General features: G+C 67.5%; 24 protein-coding genes, 2 tRNA genes and 1 pseudogene. 11 read left to right on the top strand and 16 right to left on the bottom strand.

Translation table 11 applies throughout. The features are described from left to right. Positions 1-20: 20 nt before the first annotated feature. The 4 genes from clpP2 to RCP37_RS07220 all read right to left on the bottom strand — a co-directional run bounded on the left by clpP2 (position 21) and on the right by RCP37_RS07220 (position 2894). The gene (clpP2, locus tag RCP37_RS07235) at positions 21-668 is read right to left on the bottom strand and encodes an ATP-dependent CLP protease proteolytic subunit ClpP2 (RefSeq protein WP_308486239.1); all 648 of its coding nucleotides are present in this window, start codon (positions 666-668) and stop codon (positions 21-23) included. Further along, positions 665-1243, bottom strand: coding sequence for an ATP-dependent Clp protease proteolytic subunit (locus tag RCP37_RS07230; protein ID WP_308486238.1), 579 nt, complete (start codon positions 1241-1243; stop codon positions 665-667). Before RCP37_RS07230 ends, clpP2 begins: the two co-directional genes overlap by 4 nt. 95 nt (positions 1244-1338) lie before the next feature. Beyond that, positions 1339-2760, bottom strand: coding sequence for a trigger factor (gene tig / locus RCP37_RS07225; RefSeq protein ID WP_308486237.1), 1422 nt, complete (start codon positions 2758-2760; stop codon positions 1339-1341). Between the two features lie 57 nt (positions 2761-2817). Continuing rightward, positions 2818-2894, bottom strand: a tRNA-Pro gene (locus RCP37_RS07220). A 136-nt stretch (positions 2895-3030) separates the two neighbouring features. Here RCP37_RS07220 and RCP37_RS07215 point away from each other — a divergent pair. The 3 genes from RCP37_RS07215 (at position 3031) to RCP37_RS07205 (ending at position 5554) form a co-directional block, all read left to right on the top strand. Then, positions 3031-3101 (top strand) — tRNA-Gly (locus RCP37_RS07215). Positions 3102-3278: 177 nt separating this feature from the next. Continuing rightward, positions 3279-4193: an SAM-dependent methyltransferase gene (locus tag RCP37_RS07210; RefSeq protein ID WP_308486236.1), complete on the top strand. Its 915-nt coding sequence runs from the start codon at positions 3279-3281 to the stop codon at positions 4191-4193. Positions 4194-4330: 137 nt separating this feature from the next. Next, positions 4331-5554 (top strand): serine hydrolase domain-containing protein, encoded by a 1224-nt coding sequence (locus RCP37_RS07205; protein ID WP_308486235.1) that lies wholly within the window; start codon positions 4331-4333, stop codon positions 5552-5554. Positions 5555-5719: 165 nt separating this feature from the next. Here the strand turns inward: RCP37_RS07205 and RCP37_RS07200 are convergent. The 5 genes and pseudogenes from RCP37_RS07200 to RCP37_RS07180 all read right to left on the bottom strand — a co-directional run. Then, positions 5720-5977, bottom strand: a pseudogene (locus tag RCP37_RS07200) (hypothetical protein); the annotation flags it as partial. A 94-nt stretch (positions 5978-6071) separates the two neighbouring features. Beyond that, positions 6072-6875 (bottom strand): Fpg/Nei family DNA glycosylase, encoded by an 804-nt coding sequence (locus tag RCP37_RS07195; protein WP_308486234.1) that lies wholly within the window; start codon positions 6873-6875, stop codon positions 6072-6074. 22 nt (positions 6876-6897) lie between these two features. Beyond that, the gene (locus RCP37_RS07190) at positions 6898-7377 is read right to left on the bottom strand and encodes a ribose-5-phosphate isomerase (RefSeq protein ID WP_046284350.1); all 480 of its coding nucleotides are present in this window, start codon (positions 7375-7377) and stop codon (positions 6898-6900) included. A gap of 41 nt (positions 7378-7418) precedes the next feature. Then, the gene (locus tag RCP37_RS07185) at positions 7419-8030 is read right to left on the bottom strand and encodes a DsbA family oxidoreductase (protein WP_308486233.1); all 612 of its coding nucleotides are present in this window, start codon (positions 8028-8030) and stop codon (positions 7419-7421) included. 77 nt (positions 8031-8107) lie between these two features. Continuing rightward, the gene (locus RCP37_RS07180; protein WP_308486232.1) at positions 8108-8488 is read right to left on the bottom strand and encodes a DUF1304 domain-containing protein; all 381 of its coding nucleotides are present in this window, start codon (positions 8486-8488) and stop codon (positions 8108-8110) included. 60 nt (positions 8489-8548) lie between these two features. Here RCP37_RS07180 and pepN point away from each other — a divergent pair, with 60 nt between their 5' ends. Continuing rightward, the gene (gene pepN / locus RCP37_RS07175; RefSeq protein ID WP_308486231.1) at positions 8549-11113 is read left to right on the top strand and encodes an aminopeptidase N; all 2565 of its coding nucleotides are present in this window, start codon (positions 8549-8551) and stop codon (positions 11111-11113) included. Here the strand turns inward: pepN and RCP37_RS07170 are convergent, their stop codons facing one another. From RCP37_RS07170 to ctaJ, 3 genes are all read right to left on the bottom strand, one after another. Further along, a complete protein-coding gene (locus RCP37_RS07170; RefSeq protein ID WP_308486230.1) occupies positions 11114-11785 on the bottom strand; it encodes a hypothetical protein in 672 nt (223 codons plus the stop codon). 162 nt (positions 11786-11947) lie between these two features. After that, positions 11948-12415 carry a DUF5130 domain-containing protein gene (locus RCP37_RS07165; protein WP_065040474.1) on the bottom strand — a complete coding sequence of 156 codons (468 nt, stop codon included), beginning with the start codon at positions 12413-12415 and terminating at the stop codon, positions 11948-11950. After that, positions 12402-12584 carry an aa3-type cytochrome oxidase subunit CtaJ gene (ctaJ, locus tag RCP37_RS07160; RefSeq protein WP_308486977.1) on the bottom strand — a complete coding sequence of 61 codons (183 nt, stop codon included), beginning with the start codon at positions 12582-12584 and terminating at the stop codon, positions 12402-12404. The genes RCP37_RS07165 and ctaJ overlap by 14 nt, the downstream gene beginning before the upstream one ends. Before the next feature lie 356 nt (positions 12585-12940). Between ctaJ and RCP37_RS07155 the strand changes: the two genes are divergently transcribed. The 4 genes from RCP37_RS07155 to RCP37_RS07140 are packed head-to-tail and all read left to right on the top strand — an operon-like array spanning position 12941 to position 15667. Next, positions 12941-13849, top strand: a complete 909-nt coding sequence (locus RCP37_RS07155) for an MOSC domain-containing protein (RefSeq protein ID WP_308486229.1) — start codon at positions 12941-12943, stop codon at positions 13847-13849. A 16-nt stretch (positions 13850-13865) separates the two neighbouring features. Beyond that, positions 13866-14282 carry a RidA family protein gene (locus RCP37_RS07150; RefSeq protein ID WP_308486228.1) on the top strand — a complete coding sequence of 139 codons (417 nt, stop codon included), beginning with the start codon at positions 13866-13868 and terminating at the stop codon, positions 14280-14282. A gap of 2 nt (positions 14283-14284) precedes the next feature. Beyond that, positions 14285-15208, top strand: a complete 924-nt coding sequence (locus RCP37_RS07145) for a carbon-nitrogen hydrolase family protein (protein ID WP_308486227.1) — start codon at positions 14285-14287, stop codon at positions 15206-15208. Between the two features lie 33 nt (positions 15209-15241). Beyond that, a complete protein-coding gene (locus tag RCP37_RS07140) occupies positions 15242-15667 on the top strand; it encodes a hypothetical protein (protein ID WP_308486976.1) in 426 nt (141 codons plus the stop codon). Positions 15668-15670: 3 nt separating this feature from the next. Here the strand turns inward: RCP37_RS07140 and RCP37_RS07135 are convergent, their stop codons facing one another. Then, a complete protein-coding gene (locus tag RCP37_RS07135) occupies positions 15671-16324 on the bottom strand; it encodes an HNH endonuclease (RefSeq protein WP_308486226.1) in 654 nt (217 codons plus the stop codon). Between the two features lie 135 nt (positions 16325-16459). On the opposite strand from RCP37_RS07135, the gene RCP37_RS07130 reads away from it, so the two are divergent. Beyond that, positions 16460-16858, top strand: coding sequence for a globin (locus RCP37_RS07130; RefSeq protein WP_308486225.1), 399 nt, complete (start codon positions 16460-16462; stop codon positions 16856-16858). Continuing rightward, on the top strand, positions 16858-18435 hold the full coding sequence (locus RCP37_RS07125; RefSeq protein ID WP_308486224.1) for a glycoside hydrolase family 13 protein: 1578 nt from the start codon (positions 16858-16860) through the stop codon (positions 18433-18435). Before RCP37_RS07130 ends, RCP37_RS07125 begins: the two co-directional genes overlap by 1 nt. A gap of 13 nt (positions 18436-18448) precedes the next feature. On the opposite strand, the gene RCP37_RS07120 is transcribed toward RCP37_RS07125, so the two are convergent. Continuing rightward, complete coding sequence (locus tag RCP37_RS07120; protein WP_308486223.1) at positions 18449-19306, bottom strand: alpha/beta fold hydrolase; 858 nt, start codon at positions 19304-19306, stop codon at positions 18449-18451. A gap of 112 nt (positions 19307-19418) precedes the next feature. Here RCP37_RS07120 and RCP37_RS07115 point away from each other — a divergent pair, with 112 nt between their 5' ends. Then, entirely contained in the window at positions 19419-19970 is a 552-nt protein-coding gene (locus tag RCP37_RS07115) for a TetR/AcrR family transcriptional regulator (protein WP_308486222.1), read from the top strand. Positions 19971-19988: 18 nt separating this feature from the next. On the opposite strand, the gene RCP37_RS07110 is transcribed toward RCP37_RS07115, so the two are convergent. Both RCP37_RS07110 and RCP37_RS07105 read right to left on the bottom strand, forming a co-directional pair. Next, positions 19989-20429, bottom strand: a complete 441-nt coding sequence (locus RCP37_RS07110) for an acyl-CoA thioesterase (RefSeq protein WP_308486221.1) — start codon at positions 20427-20429, stop codon at positions 19989-19991. After that, positions 20426-25270 carry an NAD-glutamate dehydrogenase gene (locus RCP37_RS07105; protein ID WP_308486220.1) on the bottom strand — a complete coding sequence of 1615 codons (4845 nt, stop codon included), beginning with the start codon at positions 25268-25270 and terminating at the stop codon, positions 20426-20428. The genes RCP37_RS07110 and RCP37_RS07105 overlap by 4 nt, the downstream gene beginning before the upstream one ends. Positions 25271-25310: the final 40 nt, after the last annotated feature.

Here is a 25310-nt window from a genome sequence, read left to right as displayed (position 1 = left end):
GTTCGGTGTTGCAGAGATAGCTAGGCGGTTTGCGCCGACAGCTTGCGGTACTCCAGCACGGTGTCGATGATCCCGTACTCCTTGGCCTCGGCCGCGGTGAGGATCTTGTCGCGGTCGGTGTCCTTGCGGACCTGCTCGGCGTCCTTACCGGTGTGGCGAGCCAGCGTCCCCTCCATCAGGGTGCGCATCCGCTCGATCTCGGCGGCCTGGATCTCCAGGTCCGAGAACTGGCCCTGGATCACGCCCGACAGTGACGGCTGGTGGATCAGCACGCGGGCGTTGGGCAGCGCCATCCGCTTGCCCGGCGTGCCGGCCGCCAGCAGCACCGCCGCAGCCGAGGCCGCCTGACCCAGGCACACGGTCTGGATGTCGGCCCGCACGTACTGCATGGTGTCGTAGATCGCCATCAGCGAGGTGAAGGAACCACCCGGGGAGTTGATGTACATGGTGATGTCGCGGTCGGGGTCCAGCGACTCCAGGACCAGCAACTGGGCCATGATGTCGTTGGCCGAGGCGTCGTCGACCTGCACGCCGAGGAAGATGATGCGCTCCTCGAACAGCTTGTTGTACGGGTTGGACTCCTTGACGCCCCAGCTGGAGTGCTCCACGAACGACGGCAGGATGTAGCGCGCCTGCGGTGCGATGGCTCGCAAGGTTTCGGGGTTCATGATGCGGCTCCGTTGACGTGGGCGCTGGTGATGATGTGATCGACGAAGCCGTATTCCAGGGCTTCGGCGGCAGTGAACCAGCGGTCGCGGTCTGAGTCGGCCTCGATGCGCTCGATGGTCTGCCCGGTGAACTCGGCGTTGAGCCGGAACATCTCCTTCTTGATGACCGCGAACTGCTCGGCCTGGATGGCGATGTCGGCGGCGCTACCGGTCACCCCGCCCAACGGCTGGTGCATCAGGATCCGGGCGTGCGGCAGGGCGTAGCGCTTGCCCTTGGTGCCCGCCGCGAGCAGGAACTCGCCCATCGAGGCGGCCATGCCCATCGCGTAGGTGGCCACGTCACACGGCGCCAGGACCATGGTGTCGTAGATCGCCATCCCCGCGCTGATCGAACCGCCCGGGGAGTTGATGTAGAGCGAGATGTCCTTGGTCGGGTCTTCGGCGGCCAGCAACAGGATCTGGGCGCACAGCCGGTTGGCGATGTCGTCGTCCACCTGCGACCCCAGGAAGATGATGCGTTCTCGCAGTAGCCGCTCGTATACCGAGTCGACGAGATTCAGTCCGGGCTGGCTCACAGTGGGATACCTGCTTTCTCGAGATTCATATGCACCGACCCTAACCAACCGGGACGGCTCAGGGCGGTCCGAACCGGCTTCGTTCGCTTACAGCGTCACTCGTCGGATGCAGCCTCGGCCTCAACGGCCTCGTCGGCTTCCTCGGCTTCCTCGGCAGCGGCCAACGCCGCGGCGGCTTCGTCCGCCTCAGCTGAATCGTCGGCACCGAAGAACTCGGCGGTGTCGATCTCGTTGCCCGCGGTGTCGCTGACGGCGGCCGCACGCACCGCCGCGGCCAATGCCATGCCGCGACGCACGTCGGCAAAGACCGCCGGCAGCTGGTTGTTCTGCTGCAGGAACTGCACCAGCTGCTGCGGCGGGATGCCGTACTGACGTGCCATCAGCACCAGGTGCTGGGTCAGGTCGTTCTGGCCCACCTGGATCTCCAGCTCGTCGCCGAGCGCGTCGAGCAGCAGCTGGGTCTTCACCGACTTCTCGGCCTCGCTGCGGGTCTCGGCGTCGAACTCGGCGCGCGAGGAGCCCTTCTCGGCCAGCGACTCGGCGAACTTGTTCTCGTCGTGGTCCAGACCGTGCAGGGCGTTGTGCAGGGCGTTGTCGATGTGCGCCTGCACCACGGCCTCGGGCAGCGGCATCTCCACCTGCTCGACCAGGGTTTCCAGCGTCGCCTCGCGGACCTTCTCGGCCTGCTGGATGCGCTTGGTCCGGCTCACCTGCTCGGTGAGGTTCTCCCGCAACTCGCCGATGGTGTCGTACTCGCTGGCCAGCTGCGCGAACTCGTCGTCGGCCTCCGGCAGCTCGCGCTCCTTGACCGACTGAACCGTGACGGTGACCTCAGCGTCCTTGCCGGCCTGCGGTCCGGCCGCCAGCTTGGTGGTGAAGGACTTGCTCTCACCGGCCGACAACCCCACGATGGCGTCGTCGAGGCCCTCGATGAGCTGACCCGATCCGACCTCGTGCGACAGCCCCTCGGTGGCAGCGCCTTCAACAGCCTCGCCGTCGATGGTGGCGTCCAGGTCGATCGAGACGAAGTCGCCCTTGGCGGCCGGGCGCTCGACACCGGTCAGGGTGCCGAAGCGGGCGCGCAGCGAGTCGAGCTCGGCGTCGACCTCGTCGTCGTTGACCTCGATGGGGTCCACGGTGATCTTGAGCTGCTCCAGGTCGGGCAGGGTGATGTCCGGTCGCACGTCGACCTCGGCGGTGAAGGTGATGTTCTCACCGTCGTCGAGCTTGGTGACCTCGATGTCGGGCTGACCCAGCGGCTTGAGGTCCGAGCTCGTCACGGCCTCGCTGTAGCGACTCGGCAGCGCCTCGTTGACCACCTGCTGCAACACCGCGGCACGACCGAAGCGAGCTTCGATGAGCTTGGCCGGAGCCTTGCCCGGCCGGAAGCCCGGCATCCGCACCTGCTGCGCCAGCTGCTTGTAGGTCCGCTCGAAGTCCGGCTGAAGCTCGGTGAACGGCACCTCAACGTTGATGCGAACCCGGGTCGGGGTCAGCTGCTCGACGGTGCTCTTCACGGGTGTACTCCTCGATATCGTTGACGTGGTCGGTCGTGCCGGTGCGGCGCGCGCTGCTGGTCGGGGTGACAGGATTTGAACCTGCGGCCTTCCGCTCCCAAAGCGGATGCGCTACCAAGCTGCGCTACACCCCGCACTGACCAGGCGATCCTACGGCCCGGCATATCGGTGATCACAATGACCTGCTGCCAACGCCCCACGAAGCCACCGCGGCGGGGCAATTGGATTTCGGGTCCGCCACGCCGGTACAGTCTCGCTCTAGCTGTTCATGCGGGCGTAGCTCAATGGTAGAGCCCTAGTCTTCCAAACTAGCTACGCGGGTTCGATTCCCGTCGCCCGCTCTGCAAGGACCCTGGCATCGGCGTTTCGCCAGGCAGTCCTGCCTTGTGCGCCGGTCTTCGCTAGCGTCGCCGCGGCCGGCGTTCCTGTCGGCCCGGCAAATTGGTCGCGCGAACGTCGATGCAGGTTGTGCCCAGGATGCGATGATGTAGGCAACATTGAGTGCCTAGGGAGCTCCCATGCGAACTGACGACGACAGTTGGGGCATCGCAGGGAAAGTCGGCTCTACAGCGCTCGCCACGGCCATGGTCCGCGCAGCCGAGAACGTCCGTTCCGACGGACTGTTCACAGATCCGTTCGCCCAGCGCTTCCTGGACGCAGCTGTCACCCAAGGGTGGCGCAACCCGTACGCCACCGAGGCTTGGCACCGCAACGACTACGAAGACCCGGCTACGGCCGCGTTCCGTCAAGCATCGACGGATTGCGCCGTGTGCCGTACCCGGTTCATCGACGACTTTCTGCGCGCCGGAACGGACCGCCAGGTGGTACTTCTCGCTGCCGGACTGGACACCAGGGCGTGGAGGTTGCCGTGGACCGAAGGAAACGTCGTCTACGAACTCGACCAACCCGGTGTCCTTGACTTCAAGAGCGAAACCATGGCAGCACACGCAATTCGACCCTCGGCACGGCGCTGTGCGGTGCCTGTCGACCTGCGCGACGACTGGCCGGCGGCACTGTTGGCAGCTGGGTTTGACTCCACCGCCCCCGCCGTTTGGGTCGCCGAGGGGCTGCTGCCGTATCTGCCGCCGACCGGACAGGACGTGCTGTTCGAACGCATCACGTCGCTGAGCGCTCCCGGTAGCCGCCTGATTGTCGACGTTTACGGGCCAGAGTTCTACGAGCCGGAAAGACTTCGTGCGATGTTCGCTCGGATGAACCAAACAACTCGCGAAGAGGTCTACTCCACCGAAGAGCTGTTCTTCAGCGGCGACCGCGCCGACGTGGCCGAATGGCTTGCCGGGCACGGCTGGACGACAACGGCAGCCCCGACGCTTGACGTGATGGCGGGACTAGGTCGCCCGGCGCCCGACGATATGCCGGCCGGAGCACTTAGCGACTTCTTTGTCTCCGCCCATCGCGTCGCGCAGGGCTAAGACGACCGGCCGCCGGCAATGGCCGGGGCTGCTGTACTCACGCGTCACCGCGGACTTATCCTTCGAAGCAAGCTACGCGGGTCCGATCGCCCCGTCGCCCCCGCGGAAGGGGATTCTCCCTAGCAGGAAGGCACGCCATGGGCGGCACACGGCACGTCCAAATCCATGGGACGTGCTCCCCGCGCTTTGAGAAGGTGCGGTCCGAGTTCGAACGCAACTTCACCGAGCGCGACGAACTCGGCGCGGCCGTAGCGGCCTATGTGGACGGCGAGCTCGTCGTCAATCTGTGGGCCGGCTCCGCCGACGTCGAGGGCCAGCGGCCCTGGCAGGAAGACACGCTGAGCACCGTGCTGTCGGGTAGCAAGGGCCTGACCAGCACCTGCGTGCACCGGCTCGCCGATGCCGGGGAACTGGACCTGCGGGTGCCGGTGGCCCACTACTGGCCGCAGTTCGGCCAGGCCGGCAAGGGCGACATCTCCCTGGCGATGGTGCTGGCGCACCGCTCCGGGGCGATCGGACCGCGCGAACCGATGCACTGGCGCGACGTCACCGACTGGGATCTGGTCTGCGAGCGGTTGGCCGCCGCCGAACCGTGGTGGCGTCCCGGCACCGCGCAGGGCTATCACATGACCACCTACGGCTTCATCATCGGCGAGGTCGTCCGGCGGGTGACCGGATTGACGGTGAGCCAGTACCTGCGCACCGAGGTCGCCGGCCCGCTGGGCGCCGAGGTACACATCGGGGTGCCGGCCGAGCAGCAGCCCTACCGCTGCGCCGACCCGGTGGGCAAGCCGACGATCCGGGAGATGCTGTCCTCGGCCGGCGCGCCGAAACGCCCGACCTCGTTGGACGACCACCCCAAGGCGGGACTGGCGGTCGCGATGGGATTCGCCCCCGACGACGAGATCGCCACCAACGACCTGACGCTCTGGCGCCAATTGGAGTTCCCCGGCACCAACGCCCAGGTCTCCGCCCTGGGCATGGCCACGTTCTACAACGGCCTGGTGCAGGAGAAGGTGCTCAGCCGGGCCGCCATGGACCGCCTGCGAGTACTGCAGGGCGGCACCGAAACCGACTTGGTGCTCGGGCCCCGAGTGGCCGAGCACGGCTGGGGCATGGGCTACATGCTCAACGCCCAGGGGGTCAACGGGCCCAACCGGCGGATCTTCGGTCACGGTGGCCTCGGCGGGTCGTTCGCGTTCGCCGATCTGGAGCACCGGATCGGCTACGGCTACGTGATGAACCGGTTCGACCACACCCAGGCCAATGCCGACCCGCGCAGCGTGGTGTTGTCCAACGAGATCTACCGGGCACTCGGGGTGACGCTTCGGCCCCGGCGCGAGACGGTGTACGACGACTGAGCTACCGCCCGCGGCCGCAGATCAGCGGGGGCCGGACCCGGGCTGACCGGGGTTACCCGGATGGTCAAAGTCACCGGGGTGTTGTTGAGGTCCGCCGGGCCCCTGTGGGCCATGGGGTCCTTGGGGCCCTTGTGGATGCGGTCCCTGCGGGCCATGTTGGTTGATTCCACCTGGGCCGTGCTGATCGCCTCGGAAGTCGCGGCTGTGGTCACTGCCGTCCCGATCGCGGTGATGATCGTCGTGGCATTCGTTCTTCTCCCAGTTCATGCCCCACGTGGAGTCCCAGCTCTGGCCGGGACACCAGTGGTAGACCGGCAACGGCGCCGGCAAGGCACGAGCTTGGGCGGCGACACCGAGGCCGATCAACCCCGTACCTGCGGCAATGGCAAAGGTGGCAGCGGAAATTCTGCTGAGCGATTCCATGGGCTCGGTTATAGCCGCGCTACCTGCCGCCGAAACGCTCAAACAGATTGAAGATCATGGGCTTTCGCTGGGAGTTGACTGGCCGGCCTGGACATCAGGACTGACAGGAGGGACACCAGAACACATTGCGGCCCTCTAGTTCAGCAGTCCGCACGGCAGTCCCGCACACGCGGCACGGGTCACCGGCGCGCCGATAGACATACGTACGCGGCTTGCCGGCCGCATACGCCGGAGCGCCGTGGTCGTCCTCGGGTCGGACGACGACGATGCTGCCGCGCCGCAGCCCGACCTTCATCAGCGCCACCAAGTCCGCCCAGATCTCGGCGAAGTCCGCTTCGCCGATCTGCACGCCCGGCCGGTAGGGGTCGATCCGGTGCCGGAACAGCACCTCGCTGCGGTAGACGTTGCCGACCCCGGCCAGCACCGACTGGTCCATCAGCAGCGCAGCAATAGATTTGCGGGACTTGGTAATTCGCTTGAAGGCCAGCGACGGATCGGCATCACCGCGCAGCGGATCGGGCCCCAGCCGCGCGATCACGTCGGCAACCTGGGCCTCGTCGACCACCTCACACGCGGCCGGACCGCGCAGGTCGGTGCCGAATTCGGTGCCCACCATCCGCATCCGGACCTGGCCGACCGGTTCGGGCAGGGCGCCGTCAGCGATCTCGAACTCGGTGAAGTGGCCGTAGATCCCCAGGTGCACGTGCACGACCGGCCCGCCCCCGTAGTGGTGGAACAGGTGCTTGCCCCACGCCTCGGCGCGCAGCAGTGGCTGTCCGTCGACTAGGGCGGCGCCGGATTCGAATCGGCCCTGCGGACTGGACACCGCGACCGGCTCCCCAGCGAAGCGACGCTGATGGAGCCGGGCCAGCCGGTGCAGGATGTGCCCCTCCGGCATGTCAGGCCAGTCTGTGCCCGGGTCAGGCCGGAGCGCCGGGCACCGGAGGTGCCTCGTGGTTGCGCTCGTAGGCAGCCAGGATGTCGATGCGCCGCTGGTGACGCTCGGCCTCCGACCACGGAGTGCTCAAGAACGCGTCGACGATCGCGAGCGCTTCGGCGGTGCTGTGCATCCGACCGCCGATACCGATCAGTTGGGCATTGTTGTGTTCGCGGGCCAGCTGCGCGGTTTCGGTGCTCCAGGCCAGCGCACAACGCGCCCCGGGCACCTTGTTGGCTGCGATCTGCTCGCCGTTGCCGGACCCGCCGATCACGATTCCGAGGCTGTCGGGGTCGGCCACCGTGCGGGCAGCCGCCGCGATGCAGAACGCCGGGTAGTCGTCCTCTGCGTCGTAGCTGAAGGCCCCGCAGTCGACCGGCTCATGGCCGGCCTTCTTCAGGTGCTCGACGATCGTTTCTTTGAGTTCGTAGCCGGCGTGGTCGCAGCCGAGGTAGACGCGCATGGCGTCATTGTCTCAGACCCGGTCTGCTCCCCCGCCAGCCGTCAGTCGAACTCGGGCGCCTCGCCCCGGGTGCGCTTGAGCTCCCAGAAGTGCGGGTAGGAGGCGAAGGTGACCGATGCATCCCACAGCTCCCCCGCCTGCTCGCCGCGGGGAATGCGAGACAGCACCGGCCCGAAGAACGCCACCCCGTTGACGTGGATGGTGGGGGTTCCGACGTCCTTGCCGACGGCGTCCATCCCGGCGTGGTGGCTGGCGCGCAGCGCCTCGTCGTAGGCGTCGCTGGTGGCGGCGTCGGCCAGTTCGGCCGGCAGGCCCACCTCGGCCAGCGCACCGGCGATGACGTCGGGGAAGTCCTTGTTGTTCTGGTTGTGGATCCGGGTCCCCAGCGCGGTGTACAGCGGCCGCAGGATCTCGTTGCCGCGCAACTGCTCCGCGGCGATCGCCACCCGCACCGGACCCCACGCGTGCTTGAGGCCCTCGCGGTACTGCTCGGGAAGGTCATCGCGCCCCTCGTTGAGGACGGCCAAACTCATCACGTGGAAGGTGACGTCGACGTCACGAACCTTCTCGACCTCCAGGATCCACCGGGAGGTGATCCAGCACCACGGGCACAGCGGGTCGAACCAGAGCTCGGCTTGCGATTTCACGGGCATGGCGATCCTCTCAGCCAACAATGGACACGTTTGGAACGTCTAACGCGGCACCGAGCACATCTATGCCCACCGCGTGGTTACAGGCTCAGGGCCAGCAACGCGACCGCAACCGCCGGGAAGGCTCCCTGGAAGACGGCGGCGCGGGCCTTGTCGGGCGACGACGTCACCAGGACCAGGGCCGCGGCCAGCATGGACCCCACGCCGGCGAAGATCAGCGCTAGCCCAACGGTGTTGTGGTCCAACGAAACCGCGGCAATGCCAACTACCGTGACGATGGCCAGGAACAGGTTGTAGAAACCTTGGTTGAAGGCCAACGCCTTGGTGGTCTCGGCCTCCTCTGCGGTGGTGCCGAAGACGGCCCGGGTGCGCGGTGAGGTCCAACTCAGCGACTCGAGCGCGAAGATGTAGACGTGCAACACCGCGGCCAGCGCGGCGAAGGTCAGACCGGCGATCAGCATGGCCTCATTAAACTCGGTCCAGCGCCCGCCCGCACGATCCGGCGGCTACTGTAGGCGGGCGTGGCACTTCCTAACCTCACCCGCGACCAGGCCGCCGAACGGGCCGCTTCGGTCACCGTCGTCAACTACCGGATCGCCCTGGACCTGACCGATGGCAGCGGCAAACCGGGCGAGCGCACCTTTCGCTCCACCACCACCGTCACCTTTGACGCGCTGGCCGGCAGCGACACCGTCATCGACATCGCCGCGGAGACGATCCACAGCGCCACCCTCAACGGCCGCTCCCTCGATGTCTCGGCCTACGACGAGTCGGTCGGCGTCACACTGAGCGGCCTGGCCAAGCACAACACCGTCGAGATCGACGCGCAGTGCTATTACTCCAACACCGGCGAAGGTCTGCACCGCTTCGTCGACCCGGTCGACGACGAGGTGTACCTGTACTCGCAGTTCGAAACCGCCGACGCCAAGCGGATGTTCGCCTGCTTCGACCAGCCAGACCTCAAGGCGACCTTCGACGTCACCGTCACCGCGCCGTCGCACTGGCAGGTGATCTCCAACGGCGCCACGGCCGTGGTGCGCGATGGAGTGCACACCTTCGAGACCACTCCGAAGATGAGCACGTATCTGGTCGCGCTGATCGCCGGACCATATGCCCGTTGGGACGACGTCTACCGCGACGAGCACAGTGAGATCCCACTGGGTCTGTTCTGCCGGGCTTCGCTGGCCGAGCACATGGACGCCGAGCGGCTGTTCACCGAGACCAAGCAGGGATTCGGCTTCTACCACAGCAACTTCGGCGTCCCGTATGCGTTCGGCAAGTATGACCAGCTGTTCGTTCCGGAGTTCAACGCCGGCGCCATGGAGAACGCCGGAGCGGTGACGTTCCTGGAGGACTACGTCTTTCGCAGCAAGGTGACCCGGGCGTCCTATGAACGACGCGCCGAGACCGTGCTGCACGAGATGGCGCACATGTGGTTCGGCGACCTGGTCACCATGCGCTGGTGGGACGACCTATGGCTCAACGAGTCGTTCGCGACGTTCGCCTCGGTGCTGTGCCAAAGCGAGGCAACCGAATACACCAGTGCCTGGACCACCTTCGCGAACGCGGAGAAGTCGTGGGCCTACCGCCAAGACCAGCTGCCGTCGACGCACCCGATCGCCGCCGACATCCCCGACTTGGCCGCCGTGGAGGTCAACTTCGACGGGATCACCTACGCCAAGGGCGCTTCGGTGCTCAAGCAGTTGGTGGCCTATGTCGGTCTGGAGCACTTCCTGGCCGGCCTGCGCGACTACTTCGCCGCGCACGCCTTTGACAACGCCACCTTTGACGACCTGCTGGCGGCACTGGAGAAGGCGTCCGGCCGGGATCTGTCCGACTGGGGCCGGCAGTGGCTGAAGACCACCGGCCTGAACACGCTGCGGGCGGACTTCGATGTCGACGGCGACGGCCGGTTCACCCGGTTCGCGGTGACGCAGGGCGGCGCTGCCCCGGGTGCCGGTGAGACGCGGGTGCACCGGTTGGCCATCGGTATCTACGACGACGACCCCTCCGGTTCGGGCCGGTTGGTGCGGGTGCACCGCGAGGAGCTCGACATCGACGGGCCCAGCACCCAGGTGCCCGGCCTGGTTGGGGTTTCGCGCGGAAAGCTGATCCTGGTCAATGACGACGACTTGACCTACTGTGCGCTGCGGCTGGATCCGCAGTCACTGGCCGCCGCGACGGAGCGCATCGCCGACATCGCCGAGCCGCTGCCGCGCACGTTGGTGTGGTCGGCGGCCTGGGAGATGACCCGCGAAGCCGAGCTTCGCGCCCGGGACTTCCTGGCGCTGGTGCAGCGCGGCATCGGCGCCGAAACCGAGGTCGGGGTCGCCTCGCGGCTGCTGCTGCAGGCGCAGACCGCGCTGGGGTTCTATGCCGATCCGGTGTGGGCCGCCGAGCAGGGCTGGCCGGCGTTCGCCGACCGGCTGCTGGAGTTGGCCCGCGAGGCCGATCCCGGCTCCGATCACCAGCTGGCCTTTGTCAACGCGCTGTGCACCTCGGTGCTCGCCGAGCGGCACACCACGGTGCTGGCCGCACTCTTGGACGCCGACCCGGCCGCCCAGGGGTTGGCGGGTCTGGCCGTCGACACCGACCTGCGCTGGCGGATCGTGGTGGCGCTGGCCCGCAGCGGTGCGCTGGACTCTGCGGCGATCGACGCCGAGATCCAGCGTGACCCCACCGCGGCCGGCCAACGCCAGGGCGCCCAGGCTTCGGCGGCCCGCCCGCAGCCCGCGGTCAAGGAAGCGGCCTGGCAGCATGTGATCGAGGACGACACGTTGGCCAACATCACCGGTCGCGCGATCATCGGCGGGATCGTGCAGCCCGGCCAGGGCGAGCTGTTGGCGCCATTCACCGCGCGCTACTTCGAGGCGATTTCCGGTGTGTGGGAGCGGCGATCCAGCGAGGTCGCGCAGACCGTGGTGGTGGGCCTGTACCCCGGGTGGGATGTCAGCCAGGCCGGATTGGACGCCGCCGACGCCTTCCTGGCGGACCCTTCGGTGCCGCCGGCGCTGCGCAGGTTGGTCACTGAGGGCCGGGCCGGGGTGGAACGGTCGCTGCGGGCTCGCACCTTTGATACCGCTTGATCAGCGGTATCCCCCGTCGGCCAGTCCGGCGTCCTTCTCGAAACTGTTGACGCCGCCGAAGATTCGCGCCCTGGCCTCCTCGGCGAGGTAGCGCGCGGGCATCCGCACCGGCCCCAAGGCAGCCCACTGCTGGGCGTGGATCTCCTCGTGATGCAGCAGCGTGTCCAGGTCCGGGCCGCCCAAGCCGAGCCGTCCTGTTTCGATGATCTCGCGCAGCCGCCCGGCGGGGTCGGTGACGCGCGCGGTGGTGTTGACCAGGAACAGATCGCCCCACATGGTGCCGCCGCGGTGGCTGAACGACCCTTGAATTCGATTGCCGCTGACCACTATCAGCACCCCATTGGGGGTGGCCGCCACGCAGCCGCCGGTGTTGCAGATGCTTCGGACCACCGTGTAGCTCCAGCGATTCGCGCGCTGACGCTCGATGATCCGGTGTAGTTCTGCGGCACCGTACGGCGTCTCGGGAAAATCGCTGCGAACACCGCGCCGGCCATAACCGGTTCCCGCATTGAGGAGGTAGGTCAGCAGCACCGCGCGTCGCACGGCGTCGCCGCCGGCTGTTCGGGGGATGACGAAAAAGCTCTTGCCGTCCGGGTCGGTGACCTGCTCCATCACGTCCAGCGCCCGGAAGCTATCCCGCGTGATGCCCTGCCCACGCACGATTTCGGTCACCACTCGCGGCCCGACAGCGCGCCGGTCGAGGTTCGCCAGCCAAACCCTGTGCGCCGGAGACGGCGCAGCCAAAGCATGCGCCGAAGCGATCTCCGGTCCGACGTGAGGACCGGGCAGGTTCACGCTTGCGACCAAGGGATCGTCCGGCGCTGCAGCCAGCGACTAGGCCGGGGTGACGCCGGCGCTGATCACCTGCACCGCGCTGACCAGACCGTCGATCAGGTTGCCGTCGCGGAACGCCGCAGCCGCCGCTGCCACACCCTGCGGTGCGGCAGCCGGGGCAATGCGGCCGGCCACGCCGGCGCCGTAGACCACCTCGATGGCCTTCTGGTCGGGCGAGACCGCGATCAGCACGGCGTCGTTGGGGGTGGGCACCTTCGCCAGAATCTCGCGGGCCCGCGCGGCGGTGTCAGCACCCAGGTCGCCGATGTAGGTGGCGAACCGGGCCTGGGTGGCGCGCGAGGCGTAGGTCAGTGCGTCATCGAGGGCCACCAGTTCCTTGACCGGGAACGGGTAGTGCAACGACGCCTCGCCGGGCTCGGTAACCCCGGACACCCGACCGCTGTTGGTGACCACAAAGCCGTACGGCAGGTCCGCCGGATCGATCGTTACGACTTCACCAGTTGCCACTGGTTCCACCCCCCACGCTGAACTCGGAATGGCCGTGGCCGTGTCCGCCAATGGCCTCGTCGGTCGCCGACCAGAGAATCGGCGGGTGCGTCCACCGCTCCGACATCTGATAGGTGGCCGCACGCGGCCCCTTCTGCGTCAATGTCCGGGCGGCCAACAGTGCAAACATTGCCGCCGGGATGCCAAGGAAGATGCCGAGGGTTTCCAACACGCTCACGCCGTAGACGGTATCCCACCGCCGATCGGGCGGTGCGAGAACCCGGCCCGATGGGGGGCCGCCGCGAAGCAAACGACCGAACATCGCCGCGCCGGGACTGCCTAGCGCCTGCTGAACGGGCATCGATTATGGTGGCGCCATACCTTCGCACTGGCAGTCAGCGTGAGGAAGGGCTGCCCCGGCAGTCATGGGAGGCCCACGGGCCTCGGAGATCGCACAATCACCCGTTGCTGTCGTGCGGCAACGCCTTCTTCCTTCGCGAGGTAGGCGCGCCGTCGGGCAGCAGGGGTCCTGCCAGTGGGAGTCCCATGAACGACGAATTGCGCGCCGACAGCGTGGTCGGCCGTATTAAGACCATCTTCCGCTTCCCCATCAAATCGGTCGGCGGCCGAAGCATCACCCACACCTACGTCGACATGCATGGCAGTCTCGGGGATCACCGGTACGCGTTCATCGATGTCGAGACCGGCAATCTGTGCAACGCGAAGAATCCGCGCAAGTACGGCAGCATGCTGGCCTGTCGGGCCTACTATCTCGACGAACCGCGGCCCGAACAGCCGTTGCCCACCCTGGAAGTCGTCTTTCCCGACGGAACGGCTCACCGCAACGACGGCACCGACCTCGACGACGCCATGTCGCGCTACCTCGGCCGTGCGGTACGCCTCTCCGCGGCCGTGCCCAGCGACGCGAAGACCGAGCTGGTCTGGGAAGCGGCGACCGGCCTGCCCAAAGAGGGCGTGTACAGCCACACGACCACGAACGCCGACGGCGACGAGGTCTTGACCTACGACCCGCTGCACGCCAACCGGTTCTTCGACCTGACACCGCTGCACTTCATAACCACCTCGACGCTCAACCATTTTCAACGGCTGGAACCCGGCGCGAGATTCAACCCGCGCCGCTATCGGCCGACGATGGTGATCGACACCCCAGCGCCCGGCCTCGTCGAAGACGCCTGGGTAGGCGGACGGCTCGCCATCGGAGCGACGGTCTCGGCCAGCATCGACCTATGCACGCCACGATGCGTGATGTCCACACTCGCGCACGGCAAAGACGTGCCGCTGGACCGGGCGACGCTGCGAACCATCGCCAAACACAACAGCAAGGTCGTCGGAGATTTCGGGCGGCTGGCGTGCGCCGGGGTGTACGCCACCGTGACGGCGACCGGACCGGTTCGGGTAGGCGACCCGGTCCGGTTCGAGTCGGACATCAACTAGGCAAGGAGGACACCCCATGATTCAGCGGCTCACCCCCGACGTCGGCTATCTGCCGCCAGCAATGTTCGACGCGTTGGGAATCTCGCAACTGGTGATCACCGGAGGACTGGTGCACTGGTCGGGAATCGTTGCAGCACAGGCCGACACCGATGGAATCAGCGTTCCGGCGGCCGATGTCACCGGTCAGCTGACCTTCATCCTGGACAGACTGGACGCCATGCTTGCCTTCGTCGGCTCCGATCGCACACAGATCGTCAGCATGACCATCTACAGCACCGCGATCGACGACTTGTCGGCCGCGCTGGCGCGCGTCTATGCACCATGGGTGGGAGAACACCGACCGGCTCTCACCTCGATCGGAGTCGCACGGCTGTCGCTGCCGCAGACATTGCTCGAGGTCCAGGGCTGCGCGGTCGTTCCGGAAAGGCGATGACCATGGTTCTTGCTGCGGCTGTCCAACTGGAGGCGGTACTCGGCGACGTTCCGGCCAACCTTGCCGCCTGCGAGCGGCTGGCCGACGAGGCGGGCCGCGCCGGCGCCAAGATCATCGCCCTGCCGGAATTCTTCAGCACCGGCATCGGATTCGAGCCGACGCTGGCTACGGCGGCGCTACCGCCCGACGGTGCGGCCACCGAACTGCTCACCAGGCTGGCTCGCCGGCACGACGCGCTGGTCGGTGGGTCCTTTCTGTGCCGCGATCCCGACGGCCACGTGCGCAATGCCTATCTGCTCGCCGGTCCTGACGGTGTGGTGGGGCGCCACGACAAGGATCTGCCGACCATGTGGGAGAACGCATTCTACACCGGCGGGGACGACGACGGGGTGCTCGCGGCCGGCGACCATACGGTCGGGGCGGCGGTGTGCTGGGAGCTGATGCGCACCCAGACGGTGCGCCGACTGCGCGGCCGGGTGGACCTGGTGATGACCGGCTCGGGCTGGTGGTCGATTCCACGCTGGTCGCCGCACGTCCTGTTCGACCGCCTCGAACGCAATAACGCCGGTACCGCGCGCCGGGCCGCGGCGTCGTTTGCCCAGTATGTCGGCGCCCCGGTGGTGCACGCCGCCCACGCGGGTGCGTTGACCTGCGCGATGCCGTGGCTGCCCCTTCGGTACCGCGGTCACTTCGAAGGCGCCACGCTGATCGCCAACGCGGACGGCACCGTCATCGCGGAACGGCGCGCCGATCAAGGCGAAGGGATCGTGCTTGCCGAGATCACGCCCGGCCGGCAGCCGGCTCGACTCGCGCCGCCGGCCGGCTTCTGGCTGCATCGCCGCGGGACGCTGCCCACCGCGGTGTGGCACTACCAACGCTGGCATGGGCGGCGCTGGTACCGGCACAACGTCGCACAGAACGTCTGAGGAGGCACCATCGTGGATTGGACCGGCGCAGCACTGGGCACCGACACGCTGATCACCCTGCTGGCGGCAGGCCTGACCTTCCTGCTTGCCCTGGGACTGGGCATCTGGAAATACCGGCAGATGGTCACCCGACCGGAACGCCACGCCCATCCCTACGTCGACATCGCACACCGGGCCGCACTGCTATATGCCTTCGCCACCCTGCTGTTGGCGGTTTTCGTCGAGCTCAGCACCTGGCCGACCTGGGTGAATCTGACCGCCGCCATGGTGGTCGTGTTCTACTTCCTGGCCGCCATCGCCAGCTACATCGTGCACGGCGCCCTGCAGGACACCACCAACCAGTTCGAGCACCCCACGACGGGACTGCACGTGTCGATGGTGCTGCTGATCGTCGGTGAGATGGGCGGGTTTGGCGTGCTGCTCGCCGGGTTCGTCGCCGGTTGGCTCGGTCGCGGCTAGCGCTCAGGCGGCGCCTTCACCGAGGTAGCGCATCCACACCGGATCGAGATCGTGGATCACCGCCAGCAGCCGCCAGTGCTGGCCCTTGGGCGAGGTGGGCACCAACCGCAGCGTCCAGCCGATCTCGGCCAGCAACCGGTCCGCCTTGCGGTGATTGCAGGTCGAACAGGCGGCCACGCAGTTCTCCCAGGAGTGGTCGCCGCCACGACTGCGCGGCACCACGTGGTCGACAGTGTCGGCCTTGCCGCCGCAGTAGGCGCAGCTGTGCTGGTCGCGGTGCATCAGCGCAGCCCGGGTCAACGGGATCCGGGCCCGATACGGCACTCGAACGTAGTTCCGCAACCGGATCACCGACGGCACCGGCACCGACCGGGTCGCGGAGTGGATCACCGGGCCGGCCGGATCGTCGTGCACGATGTCGGCTTTACCGCAGATCAGCATGACCACGGCGCGCCGCAGCGACAGCGCCGTCAACGGCTCGAAGGTGGAGTTCAGCAGCAATACCCGCCGACGAGTCCAGATGGATGCGGCTTCATTGCTGGTCCCAGGACCGGTGACAGCACCGGATGTGGCGACCGAATGCAGGCATGGGGCGGTGGCAAGCCCGCTCAGGCTCGCCGGTGGGGCACCGGGGGTGCGGTGGCCCCGACGTTTCATATCCGGTCTTGCAGCCGGTTTATGTGTCGCACCATTGACCTCCGCCGAACAGTTCACCATGATTCGGCGCTGGTCGCACGCCTATTAGCTGTGTGTTCACCAGCAGTCACCGGCGATGCCCCACAATGGGTGGCGATGCAGCCGATAGAAGAACCCTCGTTTTATGACGCCGTCGGCGGTGCGGAGACCTTTCACGCCATCGTGTCGCGGTTTTATCAACTGGTCGCCCAGGACCCGATCCTGCGCCCGATGTACCCCGCCGACGACATGGACGGCGCCGAGGAACGATTGCGGATGTTCCTCGAGCAGTACTGGGGCGGGCCGCGCACCTACACCGAGCTGCGTGGGCACCCGCGCTTGCGGATGCGCCATATCCCCTACCGGATCGGCCCGATGCAGCGCGATGCGTGGCTGCGCTGCATGGTGACGGCCATCGACGAGATCGACAGCGACACCCTCGACGATGCACACCGCGGCGAACTGCTGCAGTACCTGCATTCGGCGGCCGACTTCCTGGTCAACGCACCGATCTGATGGGCGCCAGCGACCGCCCCGGCCACACCCCGTGGTGGGCCGACAGCGTGTTCTACCAGGTGTATCCCCGCTCGTTCGCCGACAGCAACTCCGACGGGGTCGGCGACCTGGACGGGGTGACCGCACACCTGGACTACCTGCGGTGGCTGGGGGTCGAGGCGCTGTGGCTCAACCCGGTGATGGTGTCGCCGATGGCCGACCACGGCTACGACGTGGCGAATCCGCGTGACATCGATCCGCTCTTCGGCGACCTCGCGGCACTGGATCGACTGGTGGCCGCCGCGCACGAGCGCGGACTCAAGCTGACGATGGACCTGGTGCCCAACCACACCAGTTCGGCGCACCCGTGGTTCGTCGAGGCACTGGCCGCCAAGCCGGGCAGTCCCGCGCGCGACCGCTACTACTTCCGCGACGGGCGCGGCCCCGGCGGCCAGCTGCCGCCCAACAACTGGGTGTCGGTGTTCGGCGGCCCGGCCTGGACGCGCGTCACCGAATCCGACGGCCCGGGCCAGTGGTACCTGCATCTGTTCGATGTGTCACAGCCGGATCTGAACTGGGACAATCCCGAGGTGTTCGCCGATTTCGAGCGAACCCTGCGGTTCTGGCTGGACCGCGGCGTGGACGGCTTCCGTATCGATGTCTCGCACGGCATGGCCAAGCCGGCCGGCCTGCCGGACATGCCGGTCACCGATGTGAAGCTGCTGGCCCACCAGGACGACGACCCGCGCTTCAACCGGCCCGGCGTCCATCCGATCCACCGGGCGATTCGCCGGGTCATGGACGACTATCCGGACGCGGTGAGCGTCGGCGAGGTCTGGGTGCACGACAACGATCAGTTCGCCGAGTATCTACGGCCCGACGAACTGCACCTGGCGTTCAACTTTCGGCTGCTGCAAGCCGACTTCGATGCCCAAGAGATCCGCGGTGCGATCGACAATTCGCTGGCCGCGGTGGGGTTGGTGGGCGCCAGCGCCACCTGGGCGCTGGAGAACCATGACGTCGAGCGGGCGGTCACCCGCTATGGCGGCGGGGCCGTCGGGCTGGACCGGGCCAGGGCTATGGCCCTGGTGTTGTTGGCCCTGCCCGGCGCGGTGTTCGTCTACAACGGCCAGGAGCTGGGCCTGCCCAACGTCGAGCTGCCCGATTCGGCCCTGCAGGACCCGGTGTGGGAGCGCTCCGGGCACACCGAACGCGGTCGCGACGGCTGCCGGGTGCCCCTGCCCTGGTCCGGAGATGCGCCGGCGTTCGGATTCTCCGACAACCCCGACACCTGGCTACCGATGCCGCCGGCCTGGGCACAGCTGACTGTCGACAGGCAACGAAGCGACCACAGCTCGACACTCTCGCTGTACCGGCAGGCTCTCGAGATACGCAGGAGCAGCACCGAACTCACCGGATCGCAGGTCGATTGGCTCGACGCGCTGCCGGGAATGTTGATCTTCCGGCGCGGCGGGCTGGTATGCGCGCTGAACGCCGGCGACCTTCCGGTAGATCTCCCGGAAGGGCAGCTGATCCTGGCCAGCGCGCCGGCGACCGGCGGTGTCTTGCCGCCCAACACCGCCGCGTGGCTGGTCTGAACGGCCGGTCACCTCACAATCGACCACGGACTCCTGGACCGCTTGCGGTACTGGCGAATTCGGCGACCAGATCGGCCAGCCGGTCCGGCTGATCGATCATCGAGAACGTCCGCGAGCCGTCGATGAGTTCGAAGCGGGAGTTGGGCAGCGTACTTGCGAGGCGCCGGCCGTCCTCGACCGGAAAGAACAGGTCATCGGCGGACCAGGCGATCAGCGCCGGCCTGGTGAACTCGTGCAGTCGCGCCCCGGCGTCCAGGGCGGTCTGCTGGTTCAGCGACTTGGTGAGCTGACGGAGGTCTTCGGCGATGGCGGCATCACCCAGCGCGGGTGTGACCCACCCTTTCACCAGGTGGTCGATGTCGCCGTGCGACAGCGCGCCGTACCCACGCTGACGAACCATCCGCAGCCGCATCGGCTGGAGCACTCCGCGGAAGGTGATCGCCGTCTTCGCGGCCAGCATGAACGGCTTGAGGATGGGCGGCGGGAAATGCTCAAAGGCATCGCAGCTGGTCAGCACCAGCGCCCCGAGCCGGTCCGGGTGGTTGACCGCAACCAATTGGCTGACCAGGCCGCCGGTGTCGTTGCCGACCAACACCACGTCCTCGAGGCCGAGCGCGCCCATGAACGCATCCACCATGGCGGCGATCCCCGGCATCGTTCTGTCCGCGCCGGCCCGCAGCGCCTCCGGATGCGCGCCCAGCGGCCAATTCGGAGCGATGCAGCGGAGGCCTCGCGCGGCCAGGCGAGCGCTCAGCGGCCCCCACAGCGTGGCGCCCATGGCGTAGCCGTGGACGAACAGCACCGGCCGACCGTCCTGGGGGCCCGCGGTGTCGTAATGGATTGTTCCGGCGTCAATGTCAACGGTGGGCATTGGAAGCTCCTAACATAGTTACGTGCAACCTGCCAATAACTTACCGACAGCCTGTACGGAAATCAAGCGTCGGACGCAAGCCGAGCGTTCCGCCGCCACCCGTGCTGCCCTGATGAGCGCGGCCCGCAAACTGTGGGGCGCGCGCGGCTACGCGGCCGTGGGGACCCCCGAGATCGCCGAGTCCGCCGGCGTGACCCGCGGCGCTATGTACCACCAATTCCCGGACAAGGCAGCGCTTTTCCTGGCCGTCGTGGAGGCCGTGGAAGCCGACGTGATGGCGCGACTCGGCGAAGCGGTGGCCGCCTCCGCGGCAACCACCCCCGCTACCGCGTTACGGGCAGCCGCCGAAAACTGGCTGGTGGTCGCCGAGGATCCGGAAGTGCGCCAACTCGTCCTGCTCGATGCCCCCAACGTCCTGGGTTGGGACGGCTTTCGAGACGTGGCCCAGCGCTACAGCCTGGGTATGACCGAACAGCTGCTCAGCGAAGCCATGCAGGCCGGACAACTCCCCCACCAGCCGGTCCGCGCGCTGGCCCACGTGCTGATCGGCGCGCTCGACGAAGCAGCGATGCTGATCGCGACCGCCGACGACCCCGAGCAGACGCGCGCCGACGTGAGCCTCGTCATTCAGCGACTGCTCGACGCCATGCTCACCGAGGGCTGAGTTGGACCGCCAGCGCGCTCAGCGGATGAATTTCTCCAGATACGCGCGGTGGTCCGCGGACAGCCGCACCAGCTTCTGTTCGTCGATGCTGAAGGTGGCCAACTGCGTCTCGGCGATCACCGCCGGCCGGGAATCGGGGGCGGCGTGCACCGAGCGCACCTCGTAGCCGATGGTGAAGTCCACCGTGCGCAGCCGAGACACCCACATCGTCACCTGCAGCGGCGAGTCAGTCAGCCGCAGTTGCCCCTTGTAGGTGACTTTGACCTCGGCGATCAGCAGACCGACGCTGGTGATGTCGACCGCGAACGCCGGCGACAAGAAGGGCACCCGCGCCTCTTCGAGCATCGTCACCATGGTCGCGTGGTTCACGTGCTGGTACATGTCGATGTCCGACCAGCGCACCGGAACCGCTGCCACAAAGCCCACCGGCTCTCCGGTGGATTCTCCTGCCGCACTCATGACGCCGCGCCGCGCGTCATGCTGCGGATCTGCCGGGCCGCCACCGACAGGGTCGCCAGATCCCGCTGGTCGGATGCGTAGATCTGGGTCAGCGTGCGGCGCGCCCGCTGCACGCGTGAGGCGTTGGTCGATTCCCATTCGGTGATTTTCTGCATCCCGTCCTCGTCCGGTTCTCCGACCGCCAGCACATCCAGGCACAGCGACCGCACCGAATTGTAAATGTCGTCACGGATCGCCAACCGCGCCAAGGCATGCCAGCGGTCATCGCGCGGGAGCTGGGCGACCGCGGTCAGCAGCCCGTCGGTACCGAGGCGATCCATCAGCGCGAAGTAGGTGTCCGCGACCTCGTCGGCGTCGCGTTCGGTGATGTCGGCGACGTCGATGATGTCGAGCAGGCTGTAGCGGTACAGGCCCAGGGCGACGTCGGAAGCCAGGCCACGGGGCACGCCCTGGGCCTCGAACTCGCCGATGTGTTTGGCGACGATCTCGGCGTCGTCGCCGCGCAGCCATTCCGACATCCGCGGCGACAGCGCGGCGACCTGCTCGGCGAACCGATTGATCTCGGCGCCGACCGCCAGCGGCTGGGGACGGTAGTTGAGCAGCCACCGGCCGGCCCGGTCGATCAGCCGCCGCAGGTCCAGCGTCATCCGGTCGGTCACCGCGACCGGCAGACCGTCTTGTTCACCGGCGGCGCGGATCCGGCGCCACAGGTCGCCCACCCCGAAGATGGCATCGGTCGCGACATAGGCGCGCACCGCGTCGATCAGCTCGACGCCCGCGTCCTCGGTGATCCGGAAGGCGTAGGTGATGCCCGCGGTGTCCACCACGTCGTTGATCAGCATCGTGGTGACGATTTCGCGGCGCAGTTGATGCTGGCGGATCTCGGGGCCGAAGCGCTGTTGCAGTACCTGCGGGAAATACTGCGGCAGCCGGGCGGCGAACACATCCTGTTCGGGTAGGTCGGTGGCCAGTACCGCCGCTTTGAGCGTCAGCTTGACGTGCGCCATCAAGGTGGCCAACTCCGGTGAGGCCAGACCCAGTCCGGCCTCGGCGCGTCGGGCGATCTCCTTCTCCGAAGGCAGCGCCTCCAGTGCACGGTTGAGCCCGCGGTCGGCCACCAGGTGCCGGATCTGATCGGCGTGCACCGGTAGCAGGCTCGCGGCGTTGGCCCGGCTGGTGCCCATCAGATCGTTCTGCGCGGTGTTGTCCGCCAAGACCAGTGCGCTGACTTCGTCGGTCATCGAGGCCAGCAACTCCGGCCGGTCGGCGGCGTCGACCTTGCCGACGGTCACCAGGGCGTCGATCAGGATCTTGATGTTGACCTCGTGGTCGGAGCAGTCGACGCCGGCGGAGTTGTCCAGGGCGTCGGTGTTGATGCGGCCGCCGGCCAGATCGAATTCGACACGGCCCAGCGGCGTGACACCGAGGTTTCCGCCTTCGCCGATCACCTTGGCGCGCACCTGGTTTCCATTGACCCGGACCTGGTCGTTGGCACGGTCGCCCACATCGGCGTCGGATTCGGACTCGGCTTTGACGTAGGTGCCGATGCCACCGTTGAACAGCAGGTCCACCGGCGCCCGCAGGATCGCCCGGATCAACACCGGCGGGGTGAGCTCGGTGATGTCCTCGTCGAGGCCCAGCACGGCGGCGACCTGCGGGCTGACCGGCACGGATTTCAGGTCCCGCGGGTAGACGCCGCCTCCAGCGCTGATCAGCGACTTGTCGTAGTCGTCCCAACTGGATCGGGGCAGGTCGAACATCCGCTGACGCTCAGCGAAGGACCGGGCTGGATCGGGGTCGGGATCGAGGAAGATGTGCCGGTGGTCGAAGGCGGCCATCAGCCGGATGTGTTCGCTGCGCAGCATGCCGTTGCCGAACACGTCGCCGCTCATGTCGCCGACTCCGACGACGGTGAAATCCTGGGTCTGGGTGTCGATTCCCATCTCCCGGAAGTGCCGCTTGACCGACTCCCAGGCACCCTTGGCGGTGATGCCCATCTCCTTGTGGTCGTAGCCAACCGACCCGCCGGAGGCGAACGCGTCGCCCAGCCAGAAGCCGTAGGACTTGGCGACGCCGTTGGCGATGTCGGAGAAGCTGGCGGTGCCCTTGTCGGCGGCCACCACCAGGTAGGCGTCGTCGCCGTCCCGGCGCACGACCTGCGGCGGCGCGCTGACCGCGCCGGTGGCGTGGTCGACGTTGTCGGTGACGTCGAGCAGCCCGGAGATGAACAGCGTGTAGCAGGCGATCCCTTCGTCGCGGGCCGCCTCGCGGTCGGCTACCGGGCTACCGGTGGGCGTCGGTGGGTGTTTGACCACGAACCCACCTTTCGCCCCGGTCGGGACGATGACGGCGTTCTTGACCTCTTGGGCCTTGACCAGGCCGAGGATCTCGGTGCGATAGTCCTCTCGGCGGTCCGACCAGCGCAGCCCGCCGCGCGATACGAATCCGAACCGAAGGTGCACACCCTCGACCCGGGGTGAGTAGACGAAGATCTCGAACTTCGGCCGGGGCAGCGGCAACTCGTCGATCAAGCCGGCATCCAGCTTGAGCGCCAGCACGTTGCGTGCGCGAGCCGAATCAGCTCGGGTGACAAAGTAATTGGTCCGCAGCGTGGCTTGAATCAGGGAGGCGAACGCGCGCAGCACCCGGTCGGTGTCCAGGCTCACCACTGCGTCGATGCCCGCCGCGACGTCAGCGGCGGCCGCCTGCGCGTCCCGGTTGCGATGCGTTCGCGACGGGTCGAACAGCGCCTCGAACAGCGCCACCAGAGCTCGCGCGATGCTCGGATAGTCGTTGAGCACCGAGGCGATGTGGTTCTCGCTGTAGGGGAACCGGGCCTGGCGCAGGTATTTGGCGTAGCCGCGCAGCACCACCACCTGTTGCCAGTTCAGTCCGGCGCGCAGCACCAGCTCGTTGAATCGGTCGGGCTCGACGCGGCCCTCCCAGATCGCGGTGACGCCGTCGGCGAACCGCTGCTGCGCGTCGTCGCGCTCGGCTCCGCTCGCGGGGATCTCGATGGTGGGGTGCGCCGACACCTTGAACTTGTAGATCCACACCTGCAGGCCGTCGGCGCGGGTGACGGTGAATGGCCGCTCTTCGAGGACCGCCACTCCCATGCACTGCAGCATCGGCAGCAGGTGGCTCAGCGACGCACCGTGCCCGCCGAGAAACCAGGCCAACTGACTTCCGTCGGCCGACCCGTAGTCGGAGAACACCAATTTCACCGAGTCGGCGGTCAGCCGCTCGATGATCGCGATGTCGCCGACCGCCTCGGCCGGAGTGACGGCCTGCTTGTAGATCTCATCGAACGCGACGGCATAGTGTTCGGCCACCTCGGCGTCGATGGAGTCCTGCGCCGCCGTCTCGAGCAGCCGGTCCCCCCAAGTGCGGGTGGCCTCGGCCAGCAACGCCTGGATCCTGACCCGATTGGCCTCGCCGGTATCGACCGAACGGGCGTCGGGATCGTCGGACATCCGGACCATGAAATGCAGCAGCGCCCAGGGCGCTTCGCTGACACGGGCGCTGTATTCCAGCCCTACCCCACCGAACTCGTGGATCAGGATGTCCTCCATGTGCAACCGCACCGGGGTGGTGTAGCGGTCGCGTGGCAGGTACACCAGGCAGGACACGAAGCGACCGGTCCGGTCGCCGCGCAGGAACAGCAGGGTTCCGCGCCGCGCACCCAGGTCGGACACCGCCATCGCCATGTTCAGCAACTGCTCGGCATCGATCGCGAAAAGCTCTGAACGCGGGACGGTTTGGATGATGTCGAGCAGCAGCTGGCCGGGGTGGCCGGGCTCCTGCTCGGCCAACGCCAGGGCGTGACGGACGGTGTGCGAGATGACCGGGATCTCGAAGACGTCGGCGTTCATGGCGCCGGCGGTGAACAGCCCGACGAAGCGGTGCGCGACGATGCTGTCGCCGGTGTCCTCGCGGATCACCACCACATAGGTGTGCGAACTGAACCGCATGTAGCTGGGCACGGTGGCCTGCGCCAAGGTCAGCAGATTGTTACCGGTGAGCCTGGGCCGCAAGGATTTACGCAGGCGCAGCACGCCCAGCCGGTCGGCGTCTTCGACGAGAACCTGCCCGTCGCGCACCACGCCACTCTGGTAACCCAGCAGCACGAAGTGCCCGTCGGCCAGCCACTGCAGCAGCGCGGCGACATCGTGGCGATCCGGCGCGGTGTAGTGGCCTTGCGCATTGGCCTCGACATCGGCGGCAAGGTCATTGAGCGCGTCACGCATCGCCGTGGAATCGATGGCGACCTGGCGGACGTCGGCCATCACGTCGGGCAGCAGGCGTTCGGTCTCGGCGAGGGTGTTGCGGTTGACCGTCGGTGAGAGCTGGACATGAATCCAGGCCTCGGTCCCCGCGGAGCCGTCCGCGGATCTCGGCTCAACACTAAGCAGTTCCCCGGCCGAATCGCGCTGCACGGTGAACACCGGAGTCATGATCCCGACGTAGGCCACCCCCAGCCGGTGCAGCAGCACCGCCACCGAGTCCATCAGCATGCCGCCGTGTTCGGTGACCACCTGCAGCGCCGGCCCGAACCCGGCCGGATCGTCGGCGGGATACACCGCGACCCGAGTCTCACCGGCGCGCCGGTGCTGCGCCAGCCGGGCGTGCGCCGCCAGCAGCGCCGGGGTCACGACGGCGGTGGCGGCGGCCCGGCTGGCCGGATCGGTGCCACCCGAGGGTTCGTCGCTGACCAGCGAATCGCTGTGCGACCCGCGATAGGTCTCGATGTAGGCGGCCGAGACCCAAGCGGGAATGCCTTGCGACTCAGAGGGATCGGGAAATGTTGTCCACGCGGTCGATTCCTTGGTGGACTTCGTCATCCCACCCCTCCCGACTGTGTGTCAGCTCCGGCAGCACGGC

The organism is Mycolicibacter sp. MU0102 (genome assembly GCF_963378105.1).
In the GTDB taxonomy this organism is placed as follows: Bacteria; Actinomycetota; Actinomycetes; order Mycobacteriales; family Mycobacteriaceae; genus Mycobacterium; species Mycobacterium holstebronense.
The sequence above is the reverse complement of the archived record's forward strand: the minus strand, read 5'-3'. Positions and strand labels throughout refer to the sequence as shown.